We start from the raw sequence: 22788 nt of genomic DNA, 5'->3' as shown, positions 1-22788 counted from the left end.
TCTCAGTTCGGTACGGAAGCCATCACGGCCGAACGACGACGCTCGATGCGCGCCGACCTGGACCCGTACAGCGTGATCGAGACGACACCGAGGACCGCGAGCAGTCCCAGCGTGACCGTGCCCGCCCAGCCGCCGGCGTGGAAGGCGACCGCACCCAGCGTGCCGCCCGCGCTGGAGCCCAGGTAGTACGCCGACTGGTAGAGCGCCGACGCCTGGGCGCGGCCCTTCGTCGCCGTACGGCTCACGGACGAGGAGGCGACCGCGTGCCCCGCGAAGAAGCCCGCCGTGATCAGGACCAGGCCGAGGAGTACGGCGGCCAGCTGGTCGGCCAGCGAGAGCAGCAGACCGGCGGCCGTGGTGGAGACGGCGAGATACAGCGCGCCGCGGCGCCCCAGCCGGGCCACCAGCCGCCCCGCCGCCGCGGAGGAGACCGTGCCGACCAGATAGACGAGGAAGATCGAGCCGACGATCCCCTGCGGGAGGTTGAACGGCGCTTCCACGAGCCGGTAGCCGATCACGGTGTAGACCGCGCCGAACACCGTCATGAACAGTGCGCCGATCGCGTACAGGCGGCGCAGCAGCGGATCGGCGAGGTGCCCGCCGACGGTCCTGGCGAGCGCCTTCGGGTTCAGCGAACCCGGGGTGAAGTGGCGCGCCCTGGGGATCATGAAGTGGAAGACGACCGCACAGGCCACGGCCAGCACACCGACCGCGCCGAGCGCCGCGCGCCAGCCCCACAGCTGGGCGACCCAGCCGGTGAGGATGCGGCCGCTCATCCCGCCGATGCTGTTGCCGGCCACGAAGAGCCCGATCGCCGCGACCAGCGCCTTGGGCCGTACCTCTTCCGCGAGATACGCCATCGCGGACGCGGGCAGTCCGGCGAGCGCGGCGCCCTGCACGGCGCGCAGCGCGATCAGCCAGCCGAGCGAGGGTGCGAACGGCACGAACAGCCCGACGACCACCGCGACCACCAGGGAGGCGGTCATCATCTGCCGCCGCCCGAACCGCTCGGACAGCGCGCTCATCGGCAGCACACAGAGCGCCAGCGCCCCCGTCGCCGCGGAGACCGTCCAGCTCGCCTGCCCGGCCGTCGCGCCGAAGGACGCGGAGACGGCGGGCAGCAGCGCCTGGGTGGAGTAGAGGAGCGCGAAGGTCGCGACACCGGCGGCGAAGAGCGCGAAGCTCATCCGGCGGTAGCCGGGCCCGCCCGGCTCGAGCCGGTCCGCGGTCTCGGCGGCGGTGACGGTGCTTACGGGGGACGACTGGGACGAGGCGGCCACGATGAGGGTGGACGCCCCGGTACTGGCGGGAGGCATGTGACGAACGTAGGCCGCACAGCTTTCATGCGTCCAATGCACAAAACAGCGATAATCAATCCCATGGCGCATCAACCCAGCTCACAGCCGCGGCTGTCACCAAGCAGTTACGAAGAAGACATTCGTGCCGTCCTCGCGCCACGCCTCGCCTACTTCGAGGCGGTGGCCCGCCACGAGCACGTCACCCGCGCCGCACAGGAGCTCGGCGTCCCTCAGTCCACGCTCTCGCGCGCCATGGTCAGACTGGAGCAGGACCTCGGAGTCGCCCTGTTCGCCCGCAAGGGCCGCACCGTCTCCCTCACCCCGCCGGCCGCACCTTCCTCGGCTCCGCGGAGCGGGCGCTCGCCGAGGTGGAGAAGGCCGCCGACTCGGTACGGGCCGACGCCGACCCCACCGCGGGCAAGGTCGCCTTCGGCTTCCTCCACACCCTGGGCTCGGAGACCGTCCCCTCCCTGCTCCGGGCCTTCCGCGCCGACCACCCCCGGGTCCGCTTCCAACTCGTCCAGAACTACGGCGAGGCGATGATCGAACGCCTCCGCGCGGGCGGCCTCGACCTCTGCCTCACCTCACCCGTCCCGGACGCCCCGGACCTGGTCGCCCTGCGCCTGGACGAGCAGCGGCTGCGCCTGGTCGTCCCCGAGGACCACCGCCTGGCCACCCGCCGCCGCATCCGCCTCGCGGAGGCGGCCGACGAGGCCTTCGTCACCCTGGAACCCGGCTACGGCCTGCGCCGCATCACGGACGACCTCTGCGCGCAGGCGGGCTTCGTCCCGCGCGTCGCCTTCGAGGGCGAGGAGGCCGAGACCCTGCGCGGCCTGGTCGCGGCGGGCCTGGGCGTGGCCCTCCTGCCGCCTCCGGCGGTGGCCCGCCCCGGAGTCGTCGAGCTGAACGTCACGGCCCCGCGCGCGGCCCGCGAGATCGGCGTCGCCTGGCTGGACGGCCACCCGGACACCCCGCCGGTGGCGGCGTTCAAGCGCTTCCTGCTCTCACGGCGGGGGCACCTGCTGCCGGAGTGAGGATCAGCAGGTGCGGGTGGCTGAGGCGTACGCGGCGAAGGCCGACCAGGCGGTGGTGGAGACGCTGAGCGGGCGGAGGCCGGTGTCCTTGGAGTCGCGGACGCGGACGGCTTCGGTACCGAGGGCGACCTCGATGCAGTTGTCGCCGTCGCCGCCGCTGTAGCTGCTCTTGAACCACTTCAGCTCCGTGGTGGTGCTCATAGCGCTCCTCGCATCTGTTCCAGCAAGCTCACCGTAGCCCGGCAATCCAGGGCCTGGGAACGCAGCTTGCCATAGCGCTGAAGCAGGATGCTGACTTCGCTCGAAGCGGTGAGCAGGGCGCTTGAGCGGTGCCCCTCGGTGTAGCCGAACCACTGGTTGTCCGGGCTTTCGGCCAGATACATCTGACCGTCGATTCCTGTGTGGTCCTCTTGCCTGAGCGGCATGATCTGGATCTCCACGTTCGTGTACCGGCCGAGGCCCAGGAGGTGGTCGATGGCGACCTCGGTGACCTCGGCTCCGCCCAGGCGGCGCTCCAGAACGCCCTGTTCGATGATGAAGTTGAAGGCGGTGTTCGGGCGTTCGGTCAGCAGCCGCTGCCGCTCCATCCGGGCTGCCACCTGTCGCCCGATCTGCGCCTCTGTCAGGGGTGGCAGTTGGCGCTCGAAGACCGCTCGGATATAGCTCTCCGGCTGCAGCAACCCCGGAATCCCCCGGCACTCGTACGCGTACAGCGTGATCGCTTCCTCCTCGATCCCCGCCCACTGCAGGAACCAGGACGCCAGTCCCGCCTTCCGCCGCAGGCTTCGCGCGGCCGCCGTGAGGACCTTGCCCGCGACCGGGCCCAGCGCGTCAGCCGCACGTTCCGGGAGGGACTCCGGCGGGAAACGCTTGCCCTGTTCGATCTTGGCGATGTAGGCCGATGAGTACCGCACCCGGGGCGCGAACTCCTCCTGGGTGAGGTCGGCGGTCTCGCGCAGGGCCTTCAGGACGGCGCCGAACGTCTTCAGGCTGTCGGACAGCTCGGGTTCGGTGCTCGTCATGGTGCTGTCGTGGTCCGCCGTCATCGCCGCCCCGTCTCCGCGCATCGATCAACCCGGCCAGAGTTACGGAAAGTTACCCGCCCGGTCCAGTGGGTGAACCAGTACAGCCGGATCTGTATGGGCGTCGTTCCTGCTCGTGGCGCCGGTGGAGGCGGAACGCTGGGCGCATGACAGCTCTGCAGGCCCAACCGCCCGTAACCGTAAGTGTGTTCGTCCAGAGGTGTTCGGCCACCCGCCTGGGTGCGACCCTCGCGCGGCGTCTGGCCGGGTGGAAGCTCGACTCCTGGGGGATTCCGTACGGCACCCCGCTCTCCGAGGACGTGGCCCTCCTCGTCGCGGAGCTCGCCGCCAACGCGGTCCTGCACGGACGCGTGCCGGGGCGCGACTTCGAGCTGCGGCTCGTGTGCACGTACGCGACCGGCGTCGTGCGGGTCGAGGTGTCCGACACGCACGAGGACCGGCCGGAGCGGTCCGCCGTCGAGCAGCCCGACGCGGACGCCGACGGAGGGCGGGGCCTCCTGATCGTCGAGGCCGTCGCACTCCGCTGGGGCGTGAGCGACCGGCTCGGTCCAGGGAAGACGGTGTGGGCGGAGGCGGGGCCGGGCGCGCCCGGGGGATCGGCGCCCGGGCCGCTAGACGGAGGCCGTCCCGGGTGACCCGGCGCGTGCGCGTCGCTTCCTGGCGGCGTGGAAGTCGAGGTAGGCCAGGGCGACGACGACGGCGGGGGCGAGGGTGCACATCAGGACCAGTTGCAGCCGCCCGTCGGTCAGGCCGGCCACCAGGGCGACCAGGAGCGCGCCGCCCGCGAACCCGAAGAGCTGCCGGTAGGTGCGGAACGCTCCCAGGGAGTAGACGACGGAGTGGGTCTCCTGGGGCTCGTCGTCGTCGAACGCCGCACGCGCCGGGTGCTCGGCACCCTCCTTCCTGGCCTGCCGCCAGGCCAGCAGCCAGCGGGTGAGCAGGTAGAGGGCGAGTACGCCGAGGTAGATCCACCACTCGGTCGCGTTGTCGGGTAAACCGCGGGCCAGTGTCATGACGCACCGGGTACCCCGGGGCTCGGGGAACAGGCGATTCCATATCTGCGCCGATGCCCGATGCCGGCAGTGCGGTCCGGGGAGATCTCTGGATGGCGCAGAAATTCGAACAAGTGATCTAATCAGGGGTATGGAGTCCATCCCCTTCCCCGACGATCTGGTCCAGGCCCAGCGGCTCTGGTTCGCCACCTATCGGGAGCTCGCCGCTCCGCGCCCCCGTCGCACCACCGCTCTGCGCCGCCGGCTGCTGGCTCTGTCCGTACGCCTGCAGTGGCACCCGTTCTGGTCGACTCCGCCCGGACGGGGCCCGGGCGCCCGGGTGGAGCTGCGTCGCCTCGCCCGTCGGCAGGAGCAGTACGAGAGGCGGTCGGCGGCGGGATGAGCCGGAGGGGTGCGCCGGGCGTGGCGTCCGTGCGGGTGGCGCGGGCAACGTCGTCGCCCGGCGAAAACCCGTCGCCGTGCCGCGCTGCGGGCTGATAGCAATGGCCGATGTCGAGCGAACGCCTGGACCCGTTCGGCGGCGAGACCGCGCACCTCGGCCGCCCCGAACAGTCGTGACGGCCCGCCCGCACGGACCCGCCCGCACGGACCCGCCCGAGCGGCCCGCCCGCACGGCCCCGCCCGAGCGACCCGCCCGCAGCGGCCCCGCCCGAGCGACCCGCCCGCAGCGGCCCGCGTGCGGCGTCCTCACGAGCCGCTGAAGACGACCTCCTTCGAGCCCTCTTCGCGCTCGTAGTGGCCGGCGAAGCCCCAGTTCTGCCAGCCGCCGTCGCCGTTGTTGACGATCGTGCCGTCCTTGACGGCGAACACGTCGACACCGTCGACCACCGCGAGGTGTTCGAGGCCGGACACTCCGGAGAACGCGAGGTCGTTGAAGTTCTTCACCGCGATGATGTTCGTGCCGGGGAAGCTGCGGCTGTACTCCTCGACCAGTGACTGGTTCAGCTCGGCGTCATCGCCCGGCACCTTGCCGGAGTAGTCGGTGCCGGGGTAGGGGCCGCCGTCCGTGTACTTCGGCGCCCCGTCGTCGAAGTCGACCGACTCCGTTCCGGTGCAGGTCGAGTCGGCGTCCAGGTCGGCGGGTTCCGGCTGCTCGAAGGTCGCTTCCGGGCCGTCGCGGGTGACGTCGCCGTAGTAGGCCCAGTTGGTGTAGCCGCCGTCACCGTCGTTGCTGAACTTGCCCTTGTCGAAGACGTAGACGTCGAACACGGCCCGGCCCGAGGCGATGTCGTCGCCGGTCTCGTTGTCGTGGTACTGGTCGGAGTTCAGCCGGTACCTGCTCTGATCGATGAACGAGTCCGGCTTGTCGACCCAGTGCGAGGACTGCTCCGAGTGCATCGCGACCACGTTGTAGTCGGGGTAGCAGCGCCGCATGTCGTTCACGAGCATCCGGACCGCCTGCGCCGAACCCTCGTCGTCCAGCGGGGAGTACGTGTCGTAGTAGCGGCTCCGGTCGGGCGGTTCCTGCCCCTCGATCTGGCAGCCCTCGTCGCCGGGCTTCCAGTCCTTCTTCCGCTTGGGGCGGGGCGGGTCCTCGAACGTGACGGTGCGGCGGTCCTGGCTGACGTCGAAGACGCCCTTGAACGCGCGGTTCTTCCACCCGAGGTCGGCGTCCTTCGCCCAGGTGAACCTGCCCGTCCTGAACGCGTAGACGCGATAGGTGGTCCCGCTGATCTCGACGGTCTGGATCATCGCCGCACCGTCCATCTGTTGCAGGTTCCCCTCGTGCGGCTGCGCGATGACGATGTTGTAGTCGGGGAGGCAGTAGGAGAGGTCGTCGAGCGCCTGCTTGACCCGCTTCTCCTTGTTCTTCTCGTTGTTGACCTTGTCGATCACGAAGTTGACCAGGTAGGAGTACCCCCAGGCGGCCGCCGTGCTGACGGGGCCGTTGCCCGGCACGGAGACCGAGGAGTTCGACGACCGCTCCCGCGGCTCGAAACACAGGCTGGGAAGCGCGTTGCCCTTGTTGCCGTCCGGCTTGCCGGCGGGCTTGTCGTCGCCGGGCTTGCCGCCCGGTACGCCGCCGGTGTCGCCCGGGCGGTCGTCGGGGGCGCTGGCGGGTTCGACGGGTTCGTCGGGGTCCGGCTTGCCGGGCTTCCCACCGTGCTCGGGGACAGCGTTGTCATCGGCGCATTCGCCGCCACCGCCCGTTGTCGCCGCGATGCGGCAGATCTGTACGTGTGCGGAGTCGGTGATGTCGGCCCCGACGGCGGCGGCTACGATCCCGCCGGTCACCGCTACGACAACTCCCAGCAGGGCGAGGTACTCGATCGCCGTCTGCCCCGTGCTCGTGCGTGCGCCTTGGTGGATCCGTTCACTGCTGTTCACGTATCACCTCGTCGTGGCTCGCCCCCGAGGAACCGGGGGCGGCAGCCCGCCGGGGTACGAACGTAACGACGACACAGGGGCCCACCGACAGTGCCCAAAGGCCCAGACCAGGGCCCAAATCGGTGAATGGGCCCTGGCGGGCGCGGTGGTGCCGCGAAACGGGCGCCGGGCATGGCCGTTCGGGCCCGCCCTCACCGCCTCACCGCCTTAGCGACTCCCCGAAGCCCACGGCCAGCGGCATCCGCAGCCCCAGCGGCGGCGGGGCAGCCAGGGCATCGGCGAGGGGGCGGGCGTAGGAGCGGCCGAAGAGGGAGCCGCCGATGAAGTCCGCGGCCAGGGCGGCCACCTCGTCATGGTGCTGGCGCAAGGCGTGGCCGTCCGAGTGGACCTCGAAGCGGCAGGTGTCGCGGTTGGACTTCTTGGCGCGTTCGGCGAGGCGGAAGGAGAGCTCCGGGTCCGAGCGGGTGTCGTTGGTGCCGTGCACCAGCAGGACCTGGCGGCCCGACAGGTGCTTCACCGGCTCCGGCTCGGCTTCCGGGTCCCCGGGCAGCCAGGGGGCCAGGGCCAGGACCGCGCCGACCGCCGGGTGGCCGCCCGCGCGGATGGCCGCGCGGCCGCCCATGCCGTGGCCGGCCAGGCAGACGGGGACGTCGCCGTAGCGGCGTACCACCTCCTCGACCGCCCATTCCGCGTCCGCGGCGAGCAGCGCGTCCGTCGTGTTCCAGCCGCGGCAGCGGTAGTGGACGACATGCGCGACCAGGCCGTCGTCCCGGCCCGCGCGGGCCAGGGTCCGGGCCAGTGGGAGCTGGCGGGCGTACGGGAGGAGGGAGGGGCGGCGGTGCGAATGGGGCTCGCCGTCCGGGAGCAGCAGCACCACGCCGCTGACCGCGGTCGGTGCTCCGGCCGTCCTGACGGCCCGTCCCAGCCTCGCAGCAGGCAGGGGGAGTGCGCGCTGTGCCATGACGTAACAGTGTCAGAAGGGAACGTGTACGCCACCCGTATTCGCGGTCACTGTTACGCATCGGCGGGCGGCGCTCTACGCGCGTAGGCGCTAGAGTGCGTGAATGATGAGCCCGACCCTCAATGTGCCCGGCCAGGACCAGATCCGGCGTGCCCCCAAGGTCCTTCTCCACGACCACCTCGACGGCGGACTGCGCCCCGGGACGATCGTCGAACTCGCCGCCGCGAGCGGCTACGACGGACTTCCGGAGAGCGAGCCCGACAAGCTCGGCATCTGGTTCCGCGAGGCCGCCGACTCCGGATCGCTGGAGCGGTACCTGGAGACGTTCGCCCACACCTGTGCCGTGATGCAGACCCGTGACGCGCTGGTCCGGGTCGCCGCCGAGTGCGCCGAGGACCTGGCCGCGGACGGTGTCGTGTACGCCGAGATCCGGTACGCCCCCGAGCAGCACCTGGAAGCCGGGCTGACCCTCGAACAGGTCGTCGAGGCGGTCAACGAGGGCTTCCGAGAGGGTGAGCTCCGGGCCCGCCGGGACGGCAACCGGATCCGGGTGGGCGCCCTGCTCACCGCGATGCGGCACGCCGCCCGCTCGCTGGAGATCGCCGAACTCGCCAACCGCTACCGGGGTCAGGGCGTCGTCGGCTTCGACATCGCCGGCGCCGAGGCGGGCTTCCCGCCCACCCGGCACCTCGATGCCTTCGAGTACCTCAAGCGCGAGAACAACCACTTCACCATCCACGCGGGCGAGGCCTTCGGGCTGCCGTCGATCTGGCAGGCCATCCAGTGGTGCGGTGCCGACCGGCTCGGCCACGGCGTCCGCATCATCGACGACATCGAGGTCGCCGAGGACGGCAGCGTGAAGCTCGGCCGCCTCGCCTCCTACGTACGGGACAAGCGCATCCCGCTGGAGCTGTGCCCGACCTCCAACCTGCAGACCGGTGCCGCCACCTCGTACGCGGACCACCCCATCGGGCTGCTGCGCAAGCTGCACTTCCGGGCCACCGTGAACACGGACAACCGGCTGATGAGCGGTACCAGCATGAGCCAGGAATTCGAGAAGCTGACCGAGACATTCGGATACACGCTCGATGACATGCAGTGGTTCACAGTCAATGCGATGAAATCAGCATTCATTCCTTTCGATGAACGTCTGGCGATGATCAGTGACGTCATCAAGCCCGGATACGCCGAGCTGAAGTCCGAATGGCTCTTCGAGCAGACCGCTGCGACCAGCGTGTCCACCTCGGTGGCGGGCTGATCGGCCACTCAGCGGAAAACGGCCGGGAAGGCAAATCCCGGCCGTTTTTGCGTGTCCTTGATGTTTGCGGGACGGGCCGCGGGCTGACTACGTTGCAGAGCCGCTCACATCCCCTTCCCCAAGGATGAATTTCACATGAAGCAGTCTGCTGCCAGGACTCTCGGCGTCGCCGCTCTCGGTGCCGCTTTCGCCGCTGCCGCCGCCGGTACCGCGTCGGCCTCCGCGCTGCCGCTCGACGCCGCGACCGGCGTCCTGCCCGTCGCCGGCGCGCTGGCGAACGCCACCTCGACCCTGCCGGTCCAGGACACGGCCACCGACCTCCTCGGCTCCAGCCAGACGAAGGTCGTCGACGAGGCCACCACCCCGGTCAAGGGCCTCCTCGGTGGTCTGCCCGCCGGCGGCCTGACGACCAGCGGTCTGTCGGCCAACGGTCTCCCGCTGGGTCGCTGACCCCGCACCGCACACACGCCTGTGGGCGGACACCCGGTTCGGGGTGGCCGCCCACAGGCGTGTGTGCGGGACTACCAGGCGGTGGAGGCGGACGACGGCCGCTCCTGGGGGAGCAGCAGCCACAGCGCCAGGTAGAGCAGGAACTGCGGGCCCGGCAGCAGGCAAGAGACGACGAAGATGACGCGCATGGTTCCCGCGGAGGTGCCGAAGCGCTGTGCCAGCGCCGCGCACACTCCGCCGATCATGCGTCCGTCACGGGGGCGGACAAGTGCGGCCATGAGGGGCTCCTTCGCGAACCGTTGCTGGGGGAGCAGTCCGTTGCGCTCCCGGTGTATCCATGATGGCTCGCACGGCAGGGACGAAGCGTCGCTCTACGGGGCGATGCCGACCCTGGAAATCGTCGGGGTCGGCCCCTGAGGGACCTCGTGGCCGGCCCGCGGCAGCACCCGGATCCGCTGCTGCTTGCGGCGGCGCAGCCGCGCCCGGAGAGCCGGTACGAACAGCACGTGGGCGAGCGCCACACCGACGGTGTTCAGGATCAGGGAGTCGACGTCGACGACCTGGCCCGGCACGCCGGTCTGGCCCAGCTCGATCGCCAGGGAGATCAGCGCCCCGGCCGCGACCGTACGGGCCAGCGAGGACCAGGGGGAGACGAGGAGCCGGCCCCCGGCCATCGGCAGCAGCACGCCCAGCGGCGCCAGCAGCAGCAGGCCGCCACCGATCCGGCGGGCGGCGGTGACCGGGCCGAGAATCAGGTCCGCCTTGATGCCGGCGAACGGCGACAGGTTGGCGGCGGTCGTCCACGGCACGTCCAGCGGGCGCAGAGTCAGCCACCCGACGAGCAGCAGATGCGCGAGGAGGAGGGACACTCCGGCCGCGCGGAAGCGGATGACGGCCTGGCCGTCCGAACCTTGACGCACGTTCCCCAAGACGCGGGCAGCGGCAGGATCGGTTCCGCTCCGGCCGGGGAGACCTGGCTCACCGTCCGGCAGGGTGCGACGGCGCGCCCTCAGGGCAGCTTGGCCGCGTCCAGGGTCGGCACGGCCTTCGGGCTGGCCTTCGTCTCCGACGTGCACAGGTAGCCGCGCGGGGCGTAGTTCCCGGGGCCGCCGAGCGTCACCGTGCCGTCCTGGACCAGTGACTCGCTCTCCGAGTACGTGCAGACGATCTGGGCGAGCGCCTGGGACGGCAGGTCCTCCGGCTGTTCGCTGAGCCGCAGCGTGCCCTTCGGATCGCCCGCCCCGGCCCCGCCGACCCGCAGCCCCGACGGGACGGCCGTGGAGAAGCCCGCCTGCCGCTCGGCGCCCGGCGGCTCCTGCCGCAGCTGGTCCAGGAGCGCGATGGCGATCTTGATCCGGTCGGACGCCGTCTCCTGGACCTGGACCGTGCGGTCCACCGTGACCAGCTGCGAGGCGCAGACGAGATAGACCTGTACGGGGATGCCCTGCTGGGCCTGGGTGGTGATGTCCTCCGCGGGCATCGCGCACGGCACCCGGGACGGTGCGGGCCCGGCGTCCACCGGTACCGAGGTCGTCCTGATCCCGCAGCCCGCGGCCAGTACGGCACAGAGCACGGCACCGGCCACTGCCGCGGCGGGGCGGCGGCCCCGGCGTTCGCTGCGCATCACGTCGCGTCGTCCTCCTCGTCCGGGATCTGTGCGTCGTGACCCTCGGTGGTGCGGCTCAGCTCCTCGGCATCGCGCGGCAGGCGCAGGACGAACACCGCACCGTCGCCGTCCGGCGAGTTCGCGGCGGTGATGTCACCGCCGTGGATGTGTGCGTTCTCCATGGCGATCGACAGGCCGAGGCCGCTGCCCTCGGACCGCGGCCGGGAGGCGCTCGCCTTGTAGAAACGGTCGAACACGTGCGGCAGTACGTCCTCGGGGATGCCGGGGCCGTGGTCGCGGACCTCGATGACGAGCTCGTCGCCCACGGTCCGCACGGTGACCCGGACCGGCGAACCGCCGTGCTTCAGCGCGTTTCCGATCAGGTTCGCCAGGATCACGTCGAGCCGGCGTGGATCGAGGCGGACCATCATGCCGCGCTCGGCGTCCAGGTCCACCGCGTCCAGCCAGGCGCGGACGTCGATGCAGGCCGTCACCTGGTCGGCCACATCGACGGTGTCCAGGACCAGCCGGGCCGTGCCCGCGTCGAAGCGGGTGACCTCCATCAGGTTCTCCACCAGGTCGTTGAGCCGCCGGGTCTCGCTGACCACCAGGTGCACGGCCGGCGCGATCATCGGGTCCAGGCTGTCGGCCTCGTCCTCCAGCACCTCGGCGACCGCGGTGATCGCGGTGAGCGGGGTGCGCAGCTCGTGCGACATGTCGGCGACGAAACGGCGGCTGGACTCCTCCCGCGCGGTCATGTCAGCGACCGTCTTCTCCAGCGAGCTCGCCGTCTTGTTGAACGTCCGGGAGAGATCGGCCAGTTCATCGGTGCCGGACACCACGAGCCGGGTGTCGAGCTTGCCCTCGCCGAGCTTGCGGGCGGCGTCGCCGAGCCGCTGCACCGGACGCAGCACGGTCGTCGCCGCGCCCTGGGCGAGCAGCGCCGAGCCGACCAGGGCGAGCGCGGTGGCGATCCCCAACGACCAGGCCAGCGAGCTCAGATCCTGCCGCTCCTGGTCGAGGGACTTCAGCATGTAGCCCGTCGGGCCCCCGCCGATGATCTTCGTACCGCCGACGAGGTACGGCGTGCCGCGGATCGAGATGCGCTGCCAGAACAGGTGATATCGGTACTTGTTGCCCGCCTTGACCGGCTGCTTCTTGTTGACCTGCTTCTGCAGCGACAGCGGGACGTTGTCACGGGTGAAGGTGTCCAGGTCGGAATTGCCGACGATCGGCTTGCCGGGGTCGCGCTCGTCGATCAGCAGCACGCTGTAACCGGGACTGCTGCTCGCCATCTGCACGGCGGCGGTCTGCAGGTCCTCCCGGGTGGGCCGGTAGGGCAGCGAGGCCGCCCGGCTCTGCATCTCCTGACGGAAGTCCCCGAGCGCCGAGTCCTGCGTACGGGTCAGCACCGACTCGCGGTTCAGCCAGTACGCGATCCCGGACGCGGACACCGCGGCCGTCAGTGCGACGAGCGCGAACACGACGACGAGCCGCAGCCGCAGGCTGGTCCAGCGGAGCCCGGCGAGCAGGCTCCGCCGCACAGCCGTGCTCACTGCGGCGAGTCCAGCCGGTATCCCACGCCCCGCACGGTACGGATCAGGGTCGGTGAGGACGGCACGTCCTCCACCTTCGCGCGCAGCCGCTGGACGCAGGCGTCCACCAGCCGCGAGTCGCCGAGGTAGTCGTGCTCCCAGACCAGGCGCAGCAGCTGCTGCCGGGACAGGGCCTGACCGGGCCGCCGGCTCAGTTCGAGCAGGAGTCGCAGCTCGGTCGGCGTGAGCTGGAGGTCCTCCCCGTTCTTGGTGACGGTCATCGCGGACCGGTCGATCACCACGTTCCCGAACGTCGCGGAGTCCGTGGACTCGCGCTCGCCGCGGCGCAGCACCGCGCGGATCCGGGCGTCGAGCACCCGGCCCTGCACGGGTTTCACCACGTAGTCGTCGGCGCCCGACTCCAGGCCGACCACCACGTCGATGTCGTCGCTGCGCGCGGTCAGCAGAATGATCGGCAGCTGGTCGGTGCGCCGGATGCGCCGGCACACCTCGAAACCGTCGATACCGGGCAGCATCACATCCAGCACGACCAGGTCGGGCCGCTGCTCTCTCAGCAGGTTCAGGCCGTCCTCTCCCGTCGCCGCGGTGGCCACTCGGTGGCCCTGGCGTGACAGCGAGAGTTCGAGAGCCGTGCGGATGGCGTCGTCGTCCTCGATCAGCAACAGGAAAGGCACGCTGGTCATTCTGACCCATGAGGGAGCCCTAGTTCGACAGTTGGTCCCCCCTTATGCATCCCGCACCCCCGGATCGCGCTCCCGCCGGGCCCTGTGACAGGTCTGTGACAGTCGGGGGACAGCGCCATGAAACTGCCCCGGCAAGCTCGTTGACACAAGGAACGGACGGACACCACCGACGGGGGGCGCGAGATGAACTCAACTCACAGCATCACCGCAAGCGCAGTTGTCACGCGTCTCCACGACGTCGGACGGAACGCCGAGAAGTCCGGCGCCGCACTGAACGGGCGGGCGTGCGAACGCACCGCCAGGCGTCAGCACCCGTCGTACATGACGGTGGTCGACGCTCCCGCCGCAACGGGCGGGAACAACGGGGGAAGCACGTACGGGGAGGCCACGGGGGAGCGGCAGACCCCGGCGCGGGACGAGGACGCCGAAGCGGTGTTCACGGCCTACGTCCGGGAGCGCCGCGCCTCCCTGTACGCCACCGCCTATCACCTGACCGGCGACCGGTTCGAGGCCGAGGACCTGCTGCAGAGCGCCCTCTTCTCGACGTACCGGGCATGGGACCGGATCAGTGACAAGGCGGCGGTCGGCGGCTATCTGCGCCGCACCATGACCAATCTGCACATCAGCGCCTGGCGCAGGCGCAAGCTGAACGAATACCCGACCGAGGAGCTGCCGGAGACGGCGGGCGACACGGACGCGATGCGCGGTACGGAGCTGCGCGCCGTGCTCTGGCAGGCGCTGGCGCGGCTGCCCGAGCTGCAGCGCACGATGCTGGTCCTGCGCTACTACGAGGGCCGCACGGACCCGGAGATCGCGTCCATCCTCGACATCAGTGTCGGCACGGTGAAGTCCAGCATCTGGCGGTCGCTCCGCCGGCTGCGCGAGGACGAGGTCCTCAGCTTCGGCCGTGACGAGGAGGAGTCCTTCGGCGAGCTGGTGGCCTGAGGCAACGGGGGGATACGGGGGAACGGGGCCGCTGCTTCGGGGGAGGCGGCGGTGTACGGGGGATACGGGGCCGCTGCTTCGGGGGAGGCGGCGGTTTTCGGGGGAACTCGGGGGAACGCAGCGGGGTCGGACGGGCCGGGGGGTCCTGTCCGGCCCCGCTGCGCGTGTGCGGGGGCCGCTCATGACGAGCGGCCCCCGCGCATGTGACCGGACCGCGCTCAGCGGGTGTGCGCCCGCAGCACGTGGTGGCCGGACGCGACGCCGTCGACGTACACCTGCCCGCCGTCCGTGGTGGCCTTCGCGCCGCCGACGGCCCGCGAGCCGTCCCAGACGGTTTTCCCGTCGAGCTCGACCCGGACCTTCTTCCCGCCGGTCGGGACGGCGAGCCGCCCCGAGGTGCCCTTGGGGGCCGTGGCGTCCAGAACGAAGCCGCCGGCCCGCGCACGCCAGGAGACGGCGATGTCACCGTGCGGCGTCGGGACGCTGCCCTGCGCCCAGCTCAGGCCGCCCGGGTGCGGCACGACCGAGTACGCCGAGAAACCGGGACCGGTCGGCCGCACGCCCAGCACCTGGTTGGTCAGGGTGACCGTCGGCCCCGACGCCCAGCCGTGGGCGAGGCTGGTGAACTGCTTGATGCCCGGCTGCCCCTCCGGGTCGGCCTTCTCCCAGAACGTCCCGCCCGGGTCCTGGGCGAGCTGGTAGCCCCAGAACGTACGCATCAGCTCCAGGGCGCTCTGCTGCTCCCCGCCGCTCGGACCGGCCGCCGTCAGGCGGGCGTCCGCCTCGAAGCCGCTGGGCAGCGGCTCGTAGGACGGCTTGATCGACGCGTTGGGCGTGCCCGGTGACACGGTCATCGCGCCGTACGGGCCCCAGCTGTTGTGCCGGAGGTAGTCCATCGCCCGCCCGGCCCGGTCCCCGTCCGCGATGCCGGCCAGCACCGCCGTGGCGTTGGCGTCCTGCGGATAGGCGTCCGCGATCTCGCGGGACAGCCGGTACGCGCCCGCCTTCTCGTCCCAGAGCTGGTCGTTGACGGCCTTCTTCACCTGCGCACCGCGCGCGGTGTACCCGGCGGCGTCCGCGGCGGCGCCCCTGGCCCCGGCGAGCTCCGCCATCTCGCCGAGGTTGCGGGTGTAGAGGGCGTTGACGTACGTCTCGTGCCCGCAGTCGCTGTAGCCGTAGTGCCCGCAGGACCCCGAGTCCTGGAAGGCGATCAGGCCCTTCGGGTCCGCGCCGCGCACCTGCTCCAGCCATGCCGTGGCACGGGTCAGCTGGGGCCACCACTTGTCCAGGTAGGCGCGGTCGCCGGTGTAGAGCCAGTGCGTGTAGTGGTTGTGGACGAACCAGGTGACGTACTCGCCGTAGGTGCGCAGCTCGTCCTGGTTGTGCGGTCCGACCAGGCTCGCGGCCGGCACGTAGCCGTCGTCCAGCTGCTGCGCGGCGAGCGAGGACAGCGAGTTGTCGACCGCCGGGACGTCGTTCGTGCTGAGGTAGGTGACCGGCGCCTGGACGGCGAGGTCGCCCTGCCAGACGATCCGGTCGCGCTTGCCGCCGTCGAAGATGACCTCCTCGCCCGGATCGGCGTGCGGCACCTGGTCGTCGGCGTGGTCCGCCTCACCCGGCTCGTAGGGCCAGCTCTTCGCGGTGTCCGACATCCAGGTGTTGAGCTGGACGGTGTAGGCGCCGGCGTACCAGATCTTGTTCAGCTCGTTGTCGCTGGAGAGGAACCACCCCTTGTACGCCGCCGGGTCGGCCTGCTTCGGCACGGCGTCGAAGTCCAGGGAGACGGCGCCGATGTCCACCCAGCCCGGCCCGTCGAGAAACAGCGTCGCGTAGCGGAACCCACCGCGCAGCTGGGGGTCGGTCAGCGTGGCCGGCAGTTTCGCCGGGTCGAGTTCGAGGGTGTGGCTGTCGGAGTCGTAGGTGTACGCGGTGCCGGGGTAGCCGTTCCAGATGTTCGCGGTGTCGCACCCCGGCGCGTGCGCGGCCTCACCGTCGTTGTCCTGCGGCTGCACCGCGGCGTACCGGCGTGACTCGCTGAAGCACACGTGCAGTTCGGGCGGTGTCGCGGATGCTCCTGCGACGTGGACGCGGATCTTCCCGCCGACGTTCTTGCCGAAGTCCAGGGTGATGAGCGGTGACTTGGTGCGGTCGCCGTCGCTGACCAGCCGGACCGGGTGCCCGGTCCGGCCCAGCACGGCCTTCGCGTCACCCTTGATCTCCCCGCCGCGCGGGTCCGTGGAGAGTACGGACACCGGGTCGACGTCGTGCCCGGTGGGTGCGAGGACGTAAGGCTGCCAGCGGCCGGGCCGCGGCTGGTAGCCGGCGTCGTCCCAGGGGCCGGCGTGCCCGGCCGGCGGGCGGGCGGCGGAACCGGTGGCGGGCCGCGGTGCGGCGGACGCGTTCCAGGCCGGCGTCGGCAGGACGCCCAGCAGGAGGGCGCCGCTCGCGGCCGCGGCGAGGCCGGTGAGGCGTTTTCTCGAACGTACGGTCATCTGGTCCTGGCTCCTGTTCGTGGTGCGCTGACGGGAAAGGGGGCGGGTCAGCGGCTGCGTACCGTCACCTCGTGCGACCGGCCGGACAGCCCGGACAGGACGATCCGCCCCGGCTCCGCACGGGCCCCGTGGGCCAGGGACCTCCCGTCCCAGGCGCGCTCCCCGTCGACCCGCACGACGCACGCGCCTTCCGCGGGGACGGGCACCGCGACCTCGCCCACCACCCCCGCCGGCGCGCTGAGCGACAGGTCGAAGCCGCCGTGCGACCGGGCCTTCCACGACGCCCGGATCACCCCCGCGGGCGTGGTCAACTGCCCTTCGGCACGCCGCAGTCCGCCGGGACGGGGAGCCACGGAGTAGCCCGCGCCGCCGTCCGCCGACGGTGCGATGCCGAGCAGGAAGTAGGTGAGCGCGGACGTCGGGCCGGTCGACCAGCCGTGGGCGGCGCTCATGTACGAGCCGCTGTAGTCGGAGGAGCCGTCGCTCCGGTACCCCTCCCAGAAGGTGCTCGCGGTTCCATGGGGGGCGTTCAGCATGTAGCCCCATTCGCGGCGGATCAGGTCCAGCGCGGTCTCGTCACGGCCCGCCGCGAAGTGGGCGTGCACCTCCATGCCGCCGGGGAACGGGTGGACGGAGCCGGCGCCCTTCTCGGGCGTGAGCGCCCCGACCGCGGTCCACCGCTTCGCCAGCGCCGCGCTCACGGTCCGGGCCCGCTCCGGGTCGGTCACCAGCCCGAACCACACCGCGAGCGCGTTGCCGTCCTGCGGATACAGCGCCGCGCCGGCGCCGCTCGGCTTGTCCCGGTACAGCCCGGCCGACGCGTCCCAGTAGCCCTGGGTCTCCACCGCCTGCCTGAGCTTCGCCGCCTGTTCCGCGCAGGCGGCGGCGGTCGCCCCGTCGCCCATCGACCGGGCGAGCGGGCCCGCCACGACCAGCGCCCGGTACATGATCGCGTTGGCTTCGAGGTTCTTGCCGTCGGCGTCGGTGCGGGCCCAGTCGGCGGCGGCCGTCACGTTCAGCAGGCCGTCGGTGTCGATCTTCGCCACCACATGGGCCAGGGCCTTGAGGTAGGCGTCGTAGACCGTCCGCGTCCAGTCGAGGTCGCCGCTGAGCTGGGCGTAGGAGGCGGTGCCGATGAGCGTCCACAGGTGGTAGGCGTCGGAGTTGCCGATGAAGTTGACGGCCGGTCCCGCGTACGGGAGCGCACCGCTCGCCGGGTCCTGGTGGTTGTACAGCGTCTGGAGGGCGTTGCGCACGGTGACGAGGTCACCCAGCGACACCTGGTCGGTCAGCACGGAGATGCCCAGGTCCCCGGGCCAGATGGTGCGGTCCCGCTTGGCGCCGTCGACCAGGACGGTGTCCCCCGCCTCGCCGACCCGGGCGTCGTTGGCCCACCCGGCGTCCGGCGGGCCCCAGACGCGTCCCTCGCCGCTCGCGATGATGTTCGTCTGCACCGTGTAGGCCCCGGCGTACCAGATCCGGTTCAGCAGCTCGTCGTCGCAGTAGAAGTAGTTGGGGTACGCGCGCAGGTCGGGGGCGTTCGGCGCGAAGGTCACCCGCACCGTCACACCGGTCAGCGCGACCGTCCCGCCGCTCTCGTTGACGACGGTCAGGTAGCGGAAGCCGCCCCGCTGCTGGGACGCCGGAGCCGCGCCCTCGGGGGCACCGGCGGCCGGGGTGTCCTTCGAGGTGTCCACCCGGCCTCCGGGCGGCGCCGCGTACCGGACGGCGGGCTCGTCGTTGCTGCCGCCGTTGGAGCCGTCGCTCGCCGACGGGCTGACGTAGGTGGACAGTTCGCTGTACGTGAGCCCCACGAGCCGGCCGTCGTCGCTGCCGGCCGCGACATCGAGCGCGACGAAGCCGCCGACCTCCTTGCCGAAGTCCAGTGTCACGGAGGAGCCCGCCCCGGTCAGACGCGCGGTACCGGAGCCGTGCCGGGACGCCAGGGTCGCGGCACCCTCGACCGTACCGGTGGTGGCGTACACGGCGACCGGCCGCACCGTGCGGCTCGCGGGCGACAGGTTGTAGGCGTCCCAGCGGCCGGCCGGCGCCTTGCGGTACGTCCGCGGGGCCGTGGCGGGGCGGGCGGGGGCGGCTGTCGCGGTGGCGGGGGACTCAGCGGCCGCACCGCCGGGCCGGCCTGCCGCGGCCGCGGTGCCGGGCAGCGCACCCGCTGCCGCGGCTGCCGCGGCCAGACCGCCTGCGAGGAAGGCGCGCCGACGCGGGCCCTCTTCCGATTCGTGCTGCATGACGATCCTTCTCTCCAGAGGGAAACGTTGTCAGGGCGCGTTCGCGAGGCCGCGCGGCTGTGGGCGGGCATGGCGCAGCCGCCCGTCCCGGCCGTGGTGACGGACCGGACCGGCCGTGATGAATCGTTTCAATCCGTGGCCTCACGGCGAAGGTATACGGGCCTGCCCGGCCCGTACAGAGGTCTGCCTCAGATCACCGGAAGCCGTGCGGAGGAATCCGCCCCCGCCGCCCGCCTCTTCCGGCTACGCCGCCCCGCGCACCGCTCGCGCCCGGCAGTGGCCCGCCGCGGCCGCCGCGAGCCGCCCCAGCGCCTCCTCCTTGCCGCAGGGGTGCGCCCCCAGTTCGGCCTGCCGCGCCACGATCCGCCGCTCGGTCCGCATCAGCCGCCACCCCCGCCGCAGCAGGAACGGCACCGACTTGCGGCCCTCCCGCAGGTCCCGCAGCAGCCGGCGGCGGAACGTCGTCGACGGGCGGCCGCGCAGGCACAGCGCGTCCGCGAGTACGCCCAGCGACCGGCACCGCTCGACCACGTCCGCGGCGAAGATGCCTTCGGCGACGAAGAGCGGGGTGCGCTCTATGCGGAGGGTCTCGTGCCCGGTCCTGGAGCTGGTGGCGAGGTCGTACAGCGGCACGTCGGTGCTGCCGGTGCGGCAGAGCTCCGTGATCGCGGTGACCGCGGCGTCGGCGTCCCAGGACAGGACGGAGTCCCAGTCGATGTCCGTACTGCCGGGGACGAGCGGCAGCGTGGGGTCGTCGGCCTCCTTGTAGAAGTCGTCAAGACGCAGCACCGGAAGACCGGTGCGGGCGGCCAGGGAGGACTTGCCGGAGCCGGAGGGGCCCGTCAGCAGGACGACGCGGGTCGAAATCGCATGGGAACTCACAGGACACGAGTGTGAGGCATTGACCCGCACAGGGGATCCCCCGGTGGTCGTGTTGGTATCGAGCATCACACCTCAACTACGCTGAGCACTCAGACGATTACTCGGTTGATGGTTCGATCGGCCCGATCAGGTGGGAAATCCATGGCACGTCACGCACTTTCCAAGTCCCGGCGCCGCGCTCTGCTGCGGGCGGGACTGACCGTCACCGCGGTGGGCGCCGCACTCGGCGCGGGCGGTGCGGCCGCCCAGGCCGCGCCGCTGCCGGCCACGTCCGCCGCGGGCACCGAGAGCGGTGTCAGTGAGGCCGTCGACGCCACCGGTGGCGCGCTGACCGGTGCGCTCGGTACGTCGCTCGACAGCGGGATCGCCCCCGTCACGCACCTGCGGCTCGACCCGCTGGCAGGTACGGGCACGGACCCGCTGGACAACGCGGTGGGGACCCAGGTCGCCGACTTCAAGCCGGTCTCCACGGCTCTGGTCACCGACCCGTTGACCAGTGGCGGCGCGCTGAAGGACCTGCCCCTGGTCGGACAGGTCACCGGGCTGGTGCACAGCTGACACGGACGTGGACCGCGCCGCCGGAGATTTCCGGCGACGCGGTCCACGGTCACGCGTGGGCCCTCAGGGGCCCGCTCGGTCGAGCGGCTCCGTCAGTACGAGGAGCCCGACACGCCCAGTGCGCCCGTCGGGTGCCAGACCGTCTTGGTCTCCAGGAACGCGGTGAGCCGGTGGGTACCGGGATCGGCCGACCAGTCGGCGCCGGCCGCACTGTCCACAGCCTGTGGGCGCAGCACCCGCTTCAGGTTGTCGGCCGCCGCGATCTCCAGCTCCTTCGCCAGCACCGCGTCGGCGCCGGTGAGGTCGATGCCGTTCACGTCCTGGTGGGAGGCGAGCGACGGGGCGATCTCCGACGTCCTGCCGGACAGGATGTTGACCACGCCTCCCGGCAGGTCCGAGGTGGCCAGCACCTCGCCCAGCGACAGGGCGGGCAGCGGTGCGTCCGCCGAGGCGACGACGACCGCCGTGTTGCCCGTGGCGATCACCGGGGCGATCACCGAGACCAGGCCCAGGAACGAGGAGTCCTGCGGGGCCAGGACCGTGACCACGCCGGTCGGCTCGGGGGTGGAGAGGTTGAGGAAGGGGCCCGCCACCGGGTTCACCCCGCCCACGACCTGGCCGATCTTGTCGGTCCAGCCCGCGTACCAGACCCAGCGGTCGACCGCCGCGTCCACGACGGCCGCGGCCTTGGACTTCGAGAGGCCCTCGGCTTCCGCCACCTCCCGTACGAACTGCTCCCGGCGGCCCTCCAGCATCTCCGCGACGCGGTAGAGGACCTGGCCGCGGTTGTACGCGGTCGCGCCCGACCAGCCGCCGAACGCCTTGCGGGCGGCCACGACGGCGTCGCGCGCGTCCTTGCGGGAGGACTGGGGCGCGTTGCCCAGCCACCTGCCCTTGGAGTCGGTCACCTCGTACACCCGGCCGCTCTCGGAGCGGGGGAACTTGCCCCCGACGTACAGCTTGTAGGTCTTGAAGACGCTCAGTCGCCCGTCAGACATCGAGGTAGGCCTCCAGACCGTGACGGCCGCCTTCGCGGCCGAAGCCCGACTCCTTGTAGCCGCCGAACGGCGAGGTCGGGTCGAACTTGTTGAACGTGTTGGCCCAGACGACGCCCGCCCGGAGCTTGTTCGCCACCGCGAGGATGCGGGAGCCCTTCTCCGTCCAGATGCCGGCCGAGAGGCCGTACTGGCTGTTGTTGGCCTTGGCGACCGCCTCGTCGGGCGTGCGGAACGACAGGACCGACAGCACCGGCCCGAAGATCTCGTCGCGGGCGATGGTGTGCGCCTGGGTGACGCCGGTGAACAGCGTCGGGGCGAACCAGTATCCGGAGGACGGCAGTTCGCAGGGCGCCGACCAGCGCTCGGCGCCCTCGGCCTCGCCGGTCTCGACGAGCGCGGTGATCCGGGAGAGCTGCTCCTCGGAGTTGATCGCGCCGATGTCGGTGTTCTTGTCCAGCGGGTCGCCGAGCCGCAGGGTGGTCAGCCGGCGCTTGAGGGAGTCCAGCAGCTCGTCCTGGACCGACTCCTGCACGAGCAGCCGCGAGCCCGCGCAGCAGACCTGGCCCTGGTTGAAGAAGATGCCGGTGACGATGCCCTCGACGGCCTGGTCGATCGGCGCGTCGTCGAAGACGATGTTGGCGCCCTTGCCGCCCAGTTCGAGGGTGGCCTTCTTGTCCGTGCCCGCGATGGACCGGGCGATGGCCTTGCCGACGGCGGTCGAGCCGGTGAAGGCGACCTTGTTGACGTCCCCGTGCTCGACGAGCGCCTGGCCCGCGTCCCCGTAGCCGGTGAGGATGTTGACGACGCCCTTGGGCAGCCCGGCCTGGCGGCAGATGTCCGCGAAGAAGAGCGCGGAGAGCGGGGTCGTCTCCGCGGGCTTCAGCACCACCGTGTTGCCGGTGGCGAGCGCCGGGGCGATCTTCCACGCGAGCATCAGCAGCGGGAAGTTCCACGGGATGATCTGGCCGGCCACGCCCAGCGGGCGCGGGTTCGCGCCGTAGCCCGCGTGGTCCAGCTTGTCGGCCCAGCCCGCGTAGTAGAAGAAGTGCGCGGCGACCAGCGGGAGGTCCGCGTCGCGGGTCTCCCTGATCGGCTTGCCGTTGTCCAGGGTCTCCAGGACGGCGAGCTCGCGGGAGCGCTCCTGGATGATCCGGGCGATCCGGAAGAGGTACTTGGCGCGCTCGGAGCCGGGCAGCGCCGACCACTTCTCGAACGCCCTGCGGGCCGCCTTCACGGCCCGGTCCACGTCCTCGGCGCCCGCGCGGGCGACCTCGGACAGCACTTCCTCGCTGCTCGGCGAGACGGTCTTGAAGACCTTGCCGTCGGCCGCGTCGGTGAACTCACCGTCGATGAACAGGCCGTACGAGGGCGCGATGTCGACGACCGCACGCGACTCGGGGGCGGGTGCGTACTCGAATGCAGATGCCATGGGGA

The 22788-nt window shown here is 71.5% G+C and carries 22 protein-coding genes and 1 pseudogene; 7 read left to right on the top strand and 16 right to left on the bottom strand.

Annotated elements, in window-relative coordinates; genetic code table 11:
* Window positions 1–2: 2 nt before the first annotated feature.
* Window positions 3–1316, bottom strand: a complete 1314-nt coding sequence (locus tag LNW71_RS10705; protein ID WP_250968040.1) for an MFS transporter — start codon at window positions 1314–1316, stop codon at window positions 3–5.
* A gap of 63 nt (window positions 1317–1379) precedes the next feature.
* On the opposite strand from LNW71_RS10705, the pseudogene LNW71_RS10700 reads away from it, so the two are divergent.
* A pseudogene (locus LNW71_RS10700) lies at window positions 1380–2332 on the top strand (LysR family transcriptional regulator).
* 3 nt (window positions 2333–2335) lie between these two features.
* On the opposite strand, the gene LNW71_RS10695 reads toward LNW71_RS10700, so the two are convergent.
* On the bottom strand, window positions 2336–2533 hold the full coding sequence (locus tag LNW71_RS10695) for a DUF397 domain-containing protein (RefSeq protein ID WP_250968039.1): 198 nt from the start codon (window positions 2531–2533) through the stop codon (window positions 2336–2338).
* Entirely contained in the window at window positions 2530–3354 is an 825-nt protein-coding gene (locus tag LNW71_RS10690; RefSeq protein ID WP_250968038.1) for a helix-turn-helix transcriptional regulator, read from the bottom strand. The genes LNW71_RS10695 and LNW71_RS10690 overlap by 4 nt, the downstream gene beginning before the upstream one ends.
* A gap of 167 nt (window positions 3355–3521) precedes the next feature.
* Between LNW71_RS10690 and LNW71_RS10685 the strand changes: the two genes are divergently transcribed.
* On the top strand, window positions 3522–4010 hold the full coding sequence (locus LNW71_RS10685; protein WP_250968037.1) for an ATP-binding protein: 489 nt from the start codon (window positions 3522–3524) through the stop codon (window positions 4008–4010).
* Here the strand turns inward: LNW71_RS10685 and LNW71_RS10680 are convergent.
* Window positions 3987–4388, bottom strand: a complete 402-nt coding sequence (locus LNW71_RS10680) for a hypothetical protein (protein ID WP_250968036.1) — start codon at window positions 4386–4388, stop codon at window positions 3987–3989. The genes LNW71_RS10685 and LNW71_RS10680 overlap by 24 nt on opposite strands.
* A 130-nt stretch (window positions 4389–4518) precedes the next feature.
* On the opposite strand from LNW71_RS10680, the gene LNW71_RS10675 reads away from it, so the two are divergent.
* Window positions 4519–4770 (top strand): hypothetical protein, encoded by a 252-nt coding sequence (locus LNW71_RS10675; protein ID WP_250968035.1) that lies wholly within the window; start codon window positions 4519–4521, stop codon window positions 4768–4770.
* A gap of 305 nt (window positions 4771–5075) precedes the next feature.
* Here LNW71_RS10675 and LNW71_RS10670 read toward each other — a convergent pair whose 3' ends face one another.
* Together LNW71_RS10670 and LNW71_RS10665 are read right to left on the bottom strand one after the other, a co-directional pair.
* Window positions 5076–6716: a hypothetical protein gene (locus tag LNW71_RS10670; RefSeq protein WP_250968034.1), complete on the bottom strand. Its 1641-nt coding sequence runs from the start codon at window positions 6714–6716 to the stop codon at window positions 5076–5078.
* 199 nt (window positions 6717–6915) lie between these two features.
* Window positions 6916–7677 (bottom strand): alpha/beta hydrolase, encoded by a 762-nt coding sequence (locus LNW71_RS10665; RefSeq protein ID WP_250968033.1) that lies wholly within the window; start codon window positions 7675–7677, stop codon window positions 6916–6918.
* Window positions 7678–7780: 103 nt separating this feature from the next.
* Between LNW71_RS10665 and LNW71_RS10660 the strand changes: the two genes are divergently transcribed.
* Both LNW71_RS10660 and LNW71_RS10655 read left to right on the top strand, forming a co-directional pair.
* Complete coding sequence (locus LNW71_RS10660) at window positions 7781–8935, top strand: adenosine deaminase (protein WP_250968032.1); 1155 nt, start codon at window positions 7781–7783, stop codon at window positions 8933–8935.
* A gap of 135 nt (window positions 8936–9070) precedes the next feature.
* Window positions 9071–9385, top strand: coding sequence for a hypothetical protein (locus LNW71_RS10655; protein ID WP_250968031.1), 315 nt, complete (start codon window positions 9071–9073; stop codon window positions 9383–9385).
* A gap of 71 nt (window positions 9386–9456) precedes the next feature.
* On the opposite strand, the gene LNW71_RS10650 is transcribed toward LNW71_RS10655, so the two are convergent.
* The 5 genes from LNW71_RS10650 to afsQ1 form a co-directional block, all read right to left on the bottom strand.
* Window positions 9457–9663, bottom strand: coding sequence for a PspC domain-containing protein (locus tag LNW71_RS10650; RefSeq protein WP_250968030.1), 207 nt, complete (start codon window positions 9661–9663; stop codon window positions 9457–9459).
* A 93-nt stretch (window positions 9664–9756) separates the two neighbouring features.
* A complete protein-coding gene (locus tag LNW71_RS10645) occupies window positions 9757–10305 on the bottom strand; it encodes a VanZ family protein (RefSeq protein ID WP_250968029.1) in 549 nt (182 codons plus the stop codon).
* A gap of 89 nt (window positions 10306–10394) precedes the next feature.
* Window positions 10395–11012 (bottom strand): hypothetical protein, encoded by a 618-nt coding sequence (locus LNW71_RS10640; RefSeq protein WP_250968028.1) that lies wholly within the window; start codon window positions 11010–11012, stop codon window positions 10395–10397.
* Window positions 11009–12547, bottom strand: coding sequence for a HAMP domain-containing sensor histidine kinase (locus LNW71_RS10635; RefSeq protein ID WP_250968027.1), 1539 nt, complete (start codon window positions 12545–12547; stop codon window positions 11009–11011). The genes LNW71_RS10640 and LNW71_RS10635 overlap by 4 nt, the downstream gene beginning before the upstream one ends.
* A complete protein-coding gene (gene afsQ1 / locus LNW71_RS10630) occupies window positions 12544–13221 on the bottom strand; it encodes a two-component system response regulator AfsQ1 (protein ID WP_026171255.1) in 678 nt (225 codons plus the stop codon). The genes LNW71_RS10635 and afsQ1 overlap by 4 nt, the downstream gene beginning before the upstream one ends.
* 192 nt (window positions 13222–13413) lie before the next feature.
* On the opposite strand from afsQ1, the gene LNW71_RS10625 reads away from it, so the two are divergent.
* Window positions 13414–14175, top strand: a complete 762-nt coding sequence (locus LNW71_RS10625) for a SigE family RNA polymerase sigma factor (RefSeq protein WP_250968026.1) — start codon at window positions 13414–13416, stop codon at window positions 14173–14175.
* Between the two features lie 218 nt (window positions 14176–14393).
* On the opposite strand, the gene LNW71_RS10620 is transcribed toward LNW71_RS10625, so the two are convergent.
* The 3 genes from LNW71_RS10620 to LNW71_RS10610 all read right to left on the bottom strand — a co-directional run bounded on the left by LNW71_RS10620 (window position 14394) and on the right by LNW71_RS10610 (window position 19762).
* Window positions 14394–16667, bottom strand: coding sequence for an alpha-L-rhamnosidase C-terminal domain-containing protein (locus LNW71_RS10620; RefSeq protein WP_250968025.1), 2274 nt, complete (start codon window positions 16665–16667; stop codon window positions 14394–14396).
* A gap of 47 nt (window positions 16668–16714) precedes the next feature.
* The gene (locus LNW71_RS10615) at window positions 16715–18916 is read right to left on the bottom strand and encodes an alpha-L-rhamnosidase C-terminal domain-containing protein (RefSeq protein WP_250968024.1); all 2202 of its coding nucleotides are present in this window, start codon (window positions 18914–18916) and stop codon (window positions 16715–16717) included.
* A gap of 243 nt (window positions 18917–19159) precedes the next feature.
* Window positions 19160–19762 carry a hypothetical protein gene (locus LNW71_RS10610; RefSeq protein ID WP_250971963.1) on the bottom strand — a complete coding sequence of 201 codons (603 nt, stop codon included), beginning with the start codon at window positions 19760–19762 and terminating at the stop codon, window positions 19160–19162.
* A 177-nt stretch (window positions 19763–19939) separates the two neighbouring features.
* Between LNW71_RS10610 and LNW71_RS10605 the strand changes: the two genes are divergently transcribed.
* Complete coding sequence (locus LNW71_RS10605) at window positions 19940–20356, top strand: hypothetical protein (RefSeq protein WP_250968023.1); 417 nt, start codon at window positions 19940–19942, stop codon at window positions 20354–20356.
* 92 nt (window positions 20357–20448) lie between these two features.
* On the opposite strand, the gene LNW71_RS10600 is transcribed toward LNW71_RS10605, so the two are convergent.
* Together LNW71_RS10600 and LNW71_RS10595 are read right to left on the bottom strand one after the other, a co-directional pair.
* Window positions 20449–21354 carry an aldehyde dehydrogenase family protein gene (locus tag LNW71_RS10600; RefSeq protein ID WP_250968022.1) on the bottom strand — a complete coding sequence of 302 codons (906 nt, stop codon included), beginning with the start codon at window positions 21352–21354 and terminating at the stop codon, window positions 20449–20451.
* On the bottom strand, window positions 21347–22783 hold the full coding sequence (locus tag LNW71_RS10595) for an aldehyde dehydrogenase family protein (protein WP_250968021.1): 1437 nt from the start codon (window positions 22781–22783) through the stop codon (window positions 21347–21349). Before LNW71_RS10595 ends, LNW71_RS10600 begins: the two co-directional genes overlap by 8 nt.
* Between the last annotated feature and the right edge of the window lie 5 nt (window positions 22784–22788).

This window comes from Streptomyces sp. RKAG290, from assembly GCF_023701695.1.
Classification (GTDB): domain Bacteria; phylum Actinomycetota; class Actinomycetes; order Streptomycetales; family Streptomycetaceae; genus Streptomyces.
Note: the sequence above shows the minus strand (reverse complement) of the source record. Positions and strands in the feature narration are given on the sequence as shown.